Raw genomic sequence first — 6,390 nt, forward strand, 5'->3', positions numbered from 1 at the left:
ATTAACAGATAACGATTCCCCCTCAATCAACTATTCTCTCTCACAATTTTTCCAAACTCTTGCCAGTCAAATCCGGTTTCAGTACGGCCATGGCGCAGCCCGGGAATCTGGGTGGTTATCAGCAGAATAGTTGTGTCAACTTCTGCGCGGTGATGCTGTGGAATTTGGTGCGGAATCGCTTTCACCATTTTAAACTTTGAATCCGGAAAAAAAGACAGCACCGATTCCTTAAGCGCATTAATATTGTCCATTCCATACATCAATACCACTTGAGGCTTATATACTTTGATGTTTCGAAGAATTGACTGAATGCGTTGCTGGTATACATGTTCCTGATATCGATCACGGCTCTTCAGAAAATCAAATGCAGGTAAGTCGAGCCATGCATAGTACCAGGCGTGGTTGTTAGGACTGGGTAACGGATAAAACTGAATCCATGCTTCATTGGAGGACGGTGAAGCAAAAGAAGCTTTTTGATACTCGAGAAGATCAGGAAGCTTTTTATTACGGTAGCCATGAACAAAGGCAATGAGATTTTTCCAATACCCATGGATGACAGCTTTCCGGTCGAACCGGTGTTCGTAGAGGTTGGCAAAGACTTCAGCCCGCGGACCATCCACCCGGAATGCCACCTCACGGTATAATGTCCGGATGTCGCAGAGCGTAGCCTGATCGGCAGATGGATGATTCCTGTAAAAATAGTTTAACTTCTCAGCCACTTCTTCCGGCAGATCACCACCACCTTCTTCATAGCCAACAAACCAGATCGGTGCATGCCACGAACCATAGCCATAGAAGTTATCAATCCAGTGTTTGAGTTTGGCAGCTTCAATCATAAGAATGAAAGATAGCGAAAGTGCAGCCAGCTGTTCTCATCTGCCTGAAGAAAAATCAAACCGAAGCACGTGAGTCTGTTAACCTGTAACTAATAACGATTTAACGTATAACCTGTAACGATTAACCTGCCAGTGTCTGAAACATACTAACATGCGCTTCTGCATTGTTCAATACAATCACATCGCTTATATCCCCCAATACTTCATCAATAAGACCAAAGGCTTTTGCTTCGGGCGCGCTCATAAATCGGTCTCGCAGAAAATAATCTTCAATCTCCTTCCAGGTGTGGCCGGAGTGTTTTCCCATCAGGTGGAACAATTGTGTTTGCAGGCGTTCCTGCTCACGCGTAGCGATGCGCACATCTTCCGTATAGCCTTGCGATCCGCTGCTGGTAGGATGCATGTGTATGGTGGCGTGTGGCAAAGCATAGCGTTTCCCTTTTCGACCGGAGGCAAGAAGAGCAGTGCCCATACTTGCAGAAACACCTACCGCTACCGTTGAGACGGGGGCTTGTATCATTTGCATGGCATCATAGATGGCAAGACCGGCATATACACTTCCTCCGGGACTGTTGATATACAGGTTGATCTCCCGTTTCTGATCGATGCTGTTCAGGTATAGAAGTTGTGCCACAATTACGTTGGCTACAGCATCGTTAATGCCGGTGCCCAGAAAGATAATACGTTCTTTCAGCAGTAAGCTATAAATATCATAGGCACGTTCTCCATGTGCACTGCTGTCAATTACCATCGGTATCATATTAGCTTGCATATAGAATTATATCATGGTTTAAAAAGCTGATTAATCTGTTCCTTGAATTCCGCATGCGCGGGATCATGGAAGTGTGCGTTGTGAATGGTGCGCACTTCTTCTTTCATTTTCTTTCGGTGGAAATGTAGCAACAGCGTATATACTTTCTGTTGTACAGCAACGTGGGCGCGTAGTATCGGGTCGGTGAGCAACCTGGCCTGAAAGAGCAGCGATTCTTCCGGTGCAAGTTTCCCAAACAGGTATCGTTCTGTTAAGGCTATATCATTCAAGGAAGTCCTCATACGTAAAGGCTTTTTCTTTTATAGTGTCTCTTACTTTTTCCAGGCATTTATATTTCTGCACAGTGGCAGATCGCTCGCTCACAAATCCAAATTTGTGCGCAAGCTTCTTCATCGGGGTTCGCTCATAATAGAAGGCACGCAGCAACGCCAGGCATTTTTTTCCGGATTGTTCCAGGAAGGCAAGTAGTTTCTGGTCATTCACAGCAGGGCAGTAGTCAGCCGCGATCTCGATTGCAGCCTCTGCAGCATCGAGCTTTACGTTGTTACGATCGTGCGAGAATTTACGAAGCCACAGGTGCTTGGCAATTCCTGTAATATACGCCTCACGGGACGTAGTCAATTCAAACCGGTTGTCCAGCGTTTTTTCGTAATAGATTACCAGCGCATCCTGAAATATATCGGCAGCATCTTCCAGAGTGCCATTCATTTTGCTGACAAACCTTGCAACACCCGGAAATGCCGAGATATACAACGCTTCAAACAGTTGCGTGCGTGCCTCTGTTGGGGCAACAGAATGTTCGATTTGCATGATTTCCATAATCTGTATACTGGTAAGTGCGTCCGTTGGTGAAGATATCACCTCTTTTTTGAATTATTTTTTTTGGAGCTATTCCCGGGGAACGTGCTGTAGTGTCGGTGCGCATTATGTTTTGATCGTTGAATGATGTTTCAACGCATAATATTTACCTGGAAATTAAACTTCTGAATCAGGGTGATATATACCACTATTTGCATTACAATTTTTTGTTTGAAGTAATTGATATAGTGGTATACATGTGAAAATTATTTATAGTATAAATCGCGTGTTTACATTTTATCTATATTTCAAAAACCTCTCGTAAATGGATGACATTGGTTGTTGTATGTAGCGATATATAGGATGCTATAGAGGATGCGTATAGCATAGCCTGAAGCGAATTCGATTAACCGTCACCGATGTTCAATTATAGCGCGACAACCCCCGTGGTTGTGATGTTTTTTTAGTATGGAAGACAAAGACCGATGGAAAGAAAATTTTAGTAAACTAAAAGCCTATCGTAAACAACATGGTAATTTCAATGTGTCCGCAAACGGAAGCGATGACAAGGCATTTAACCGGTGGGTTGAGAATATTCGAAAACATCCTGAGCGGTTGCCGGCCGCTATATATACCAGGCTGCTGAAGATCGGGTTTCCATTTAAAATTGCGGCCGACTGGAATAATATGTTCTCACGGCTGGAGCAATTTTATAGGAAGCATGGCCATAGCCAGGTTTCTGCCAGGGAAGATGAGAAGCTGTTTGACTGGTGTGTGAATCAGCGAAATTCCCAGGCACGTCTCTCATCACGTCAGGTTGAGAAATTAAATGACCTGGACTTCGATTGGCTGGTGAGTGATAAAGATCTGCGGTGGCTGCAGATGTTTGAGCAACTGGTAGCTTTTAAACAGGAATACGGCCACGCCAAAGTACCACAGGACTTCAAGGGCAACCCTGCTTTAGGGGTATGGGTGGCGCGACAGCGCAGAGCTAAAACACGGGGAGAATTAAGCGCAGACAAAGTCAGTCGTTTAGAAGAGATCGGCTTTCTGTGGAAAGAAGATATAGCCAAACTGCGCGAAGAAAACTGGGAGAAGAAGTATAGCGAGCTGATAGCCTATAAGCGCGAGCACGGTCATATCGATCGCATCAAAGTGCGCAAGGATAATTATTCATTGGGACTTTGGATTGAATCGCAGATTGTACACCAGAAAAATATACCTTCTCACCGTAAGAAGAAACTGGACGCTATAGGCTTTGCATGGAGCAAAGGTAATTTTGCCGAAGAACGGTGGGAGGAGATGTACAAGCGATTGCAAGCTTATGCACGTAAGCATGGACACTGCCGCGTAAAGCGACATCAGGATTTCACCCTGTCCGTATGGGTACAGCGCAACAAGCGCGATCGAAGCAGCATTGGCAGAGAGAAACGTAAGAAACTGGAAGCGCTCGGTGTAAAATGGCCGCATCAGTATTTTCATGAAAACTGGGAAAGCTTGTACAAGCAACTGAAGGCGTTTCGCAAAGAACATGGTCATCTGTCGGTAAATAAATCGCAAACGAAGCTATACGAGTGGATACAAACTCAAAAGCGATTGAAGAAGGAAAACAAGATTCCTGCAGATCGCGAGCAGAAATTAACGGCTCTGGGATTTATATGGAAAGGAGATGCCGAGCGTAGAAAACTGGAAGCGTGGGATGCGCTGTATACAAAATTCAAAGCGCTTCAGAAAAAGTATGGCGACCGATATCATCTTAAGCTAAAGGAACATCCTGAGCTCGATGAGTGGGTAACGTTACAGTTGCACAGTAAAAAGAAACTGTCGGCTTACAAACGTGATAAGCTCGATGCCATCGGTTTTTTGTGGGATCGCACCGGCTATTACTGGGATGCACGCTGGGAAAAGATGTATGAGCAGCTCGTTATCTTTAAAAAGAAATTCGGTCATTGCGATGTGCCGCAGAGCTATACTGAAAATCGCCCGTTGGCCAGTTGGGTAAACGGGCAACGCACCAAGAAATTGCCGGCCAATAAAAGGAAGAAGCTGGAAGCGCTGGGATTTTCATGGGCGCACCAAATAGGGCAGAAGCGATGGCTTGACCGGTTGAAGGAGTATACCGACCTGAAAAAGAAGAATAAACATACCAGCATACCCGTGCATACTCCGCTGTATAGCTGGCTATACCAGCAACGAAAGAATTATAGCAAGCTGCCGCCTGAAAGGAGAAAGCTATTGGCGCGCGCTGGCATAACAGCTGGTAAAAAATAATTGAATGTTGAAAATGCTGAAAAGCATCAATGAGCATAACTGGTGTGCTTGGAGTGTATGGATTATCAACACCAGATAAATACCATCAGAACCGCAGCCGTGCGTTTTCCCCCAAAAATATTATAATGTATATAATACCCGCCCGGCCAGCGGTTCTGATCAGGTATAAAGTTTAAGCGATTACCGGGCGTAAAGAAATTATACAGTTCTTTAATGCCACTTAACCCGGAGCTTAAATAAAACTTATTTTTTGGGAGCCTTTATCGGTTACACGTTAACCGTTAATAGAGCATTAACGGTCAACGACTTTTTCAATGTCCATTATTCACCGACTGGCTGTTAACTCTCTTCTTCACTTGCGCGAAGAATTATTATCTAACCGGTAACGGTTTAACCAGTAACGATGTAAATTGTTTGCACTACAGAACTTCACGGAGCCAGGCTTTAGCCGATTCGATGTCCTGAAATGATGCCGTTTTCATTTTTCCATCCTTTGAACATAAGGCAGCATAATCGCGAATCTGCTGTGCTGCAAAAACATCATTCGAAGCAACGAACGCCACATGGCGTATCCCTTCTGCAATCATTTTGGGATTCCACTCTGCTATAGCCCATTCTGTCATAGCATTGCCATCCATTTGAGTTGTATCTGCAAGCCAGCCTAATTTTCCATGATCCTTTCTTTTTTCAATGCTGAGTGATAGCCCCAGGTTCAGCATGTTTTTAAACTCTTCATCCGTAGCGAACCCGAAATGCGATGCAATAATGCACGGAACGGATGGATCATAATCCAGTGTGCCATGTTCGAATGTGTGTAATCTGGTAATCACTGATTGTTTACTGACTGATTTTGTGGTATATATTTCCATATTTATATAAGGGTATTCGCAGTATATATAGTCTCTGTAGATATTAATATCATGCAAGTATATATAACACTGATCAGAATGCAAATCTGATCAGCCTTGTTCTGTTTTATTCTCTTTTGAAAAGAGATGCTGTTACTGCAATTGGATTTTAATATTGAACAAGAAACATCAATCAACGAATGACGAAGTCAAACCCTCCATTCCCAAGTCACACTCGTCTGGCAACTGACAGCTAGCGGCTCGCAGCTATTCAAAATCACACACCTCCAGCGGCTTGCAGCCAGCAGCCGTTCCCTCATCTGATCACCAAAAATATACCCACTAAAATAAGCCCCGCACCAATAGCAGTTTTTAGTGTGATTGATTCGTGAAGGAAGATAACCGAAAGGATAATGGTAAGCGCAACACTGAGCTTATCAACCGGGGCCACCTGCGATACATTGCCATGCTGCAGCGCCCGAAAGTAAAACAGCCACGACAAACCGGTAGCGGCCCCTGATAACACGAGGAAGAGTACATTTTGCTTCGATAATGTTGATGCAAGCGAAGTAAAATTGCCTTTGAATAAAACAATACTCCACGTAATGATCAGGATAACGAGCGTGCGAATGGCGGTAGCAAAATCGGCATCCATATCTTTTATACCGATCTTGGCCAGAATAGCCGTTAAGGACGCAAAGAAAGCTGATAGCAATGCATAGATCCACCACATAGTATTGAAGGTTTACCTTAAAGATACAGAATCGGATCTTTGCATGCCCTGTCTTTTGAAAACCGGAGCAGGACAGGGCATTGCCATCGAAAAAAATCATACTTGATCAGGAGTCTTTTCCATTGCTCATGT

7 protein-coding genes are annotated in these 6,390 nt (G+C 44.2%); 1 reads left to right on the forward strand and 6 read right to left on the reverse strand.

What is annotated here, in order from left to right:
- Positions 1 to 26 precede the first annotated feature (26 nt).
- The 4 genes from V7Q33_RS22980 to V7Q33_RS22995 all read right to left on the reverse strand — a co-directional run bounded on the left by V7Q33_RS22980 (position 27) and on the right by V7Q33_RS22995 (position 2,418).
- Positions 27 to 836, reverse strand: coding sequence for a hypothetical protein (locus tag V7Q33_RS22980; protein ID WP_333821447.1), 810 nt, complete (start codon positions 834 to 836; stop codon positions 27 to 29).
- Positions 837 to 957: 121 nt separating this feature from the next.
- Positions 958 to 1,608 (reverse strand): ClpP family protease, encoded by a 651-nt coding sequence (locus tag V7Q33_RS22985; RefSeq protein WP_331981422.1) that lies wholly within the window; start codon positions 1,606 to 1,608, stop codon positions 958 to 960.
- Between the two features lie 11 nt (positions 1,609 to 1,619).
- Positions 1,620 to 1,889: a hypothetical protein gene (locus V7Q33_RS22990; RefSeq protein ID WP_333821448.1), complete on the reverse strand. Its 270-nt coding sequence runs from the start codon at positions 1,887 to 1,889 to the stop codon at positions 1,620 to 1,622.
- Positions 1,870 to 2,418, reverse strand: a complete 549-nt coding sequence (locus V7Q33_RS22995) for an RNA polymerase sigma factor (protein ID WP_333821449.1) — start codon at positions 2,416 to 2,418, stop codon at positions 1,870 to 1,872. The genes V7Q33_RS22990 and V7Q33_RS22995 overlap by 20 nt, the downstream gene beginning before the upstream one ends.
- A 456-nt stretch (positions 2,419 to 2,874) precedes the next feature.
- Here V7Q33_RS22995 and V7Q33_RS23000 point away from each other — a divergent pair, with 456 nt between their 5' ends.
- Entirely contained in the window at positions 2,875 to 4,677 is a 1,803-nt protein-coding gene (locus V7Q33_RS23000; protein ID WP_333821450.1) for a helicase associated domain-containing protein, read from the forward strand.
- A gap of 419 nt (positions 4,678 to 5,096) precedes the next feature.
- Here the strand turns inward: V7Q33_RS23000 and V7Q33_RS23005 are convergent, their stop codons facing one another.
- Together V7Q33_RS23005 and V7Q33_RS23010 are read right to left on the reverse strand one after the other, a co-directional pair.
- Complete coding sequence (locus V7Q33_RS23005; protein WP_333821451.1) at positions 5,097 to 5,507, reverse strand: STAS/SEC14 domain-containing protein; 411 nt, start codon at positions 5,505 to 5,507, stop codon at positions 5,097 to 5,099.
- 334 nt (positions 5,508 to 5,841) lie between these two features.
- Complete coding sequence (locus V7Q33_RS23010) at positions 5,842 to 6,258, reverse strand: EamA family transporter (protein ID WP_331981437.1); 417 nt, start codon at positions 6,256 to 6,258, stop codon at positions 5,842 to 5,844.
- Between the last annotated feature and the right edge of the window lie 132 nt (positions 6,259 to 6,390).

Source organism: Ohtaekwangia sp., assembly GCF_036786105.1.
GTDB lineage: Bacteria > Bacteroidota > Bacteroidia > Cytophagales > Cyclobacteriaceae > Ohtaekwangia.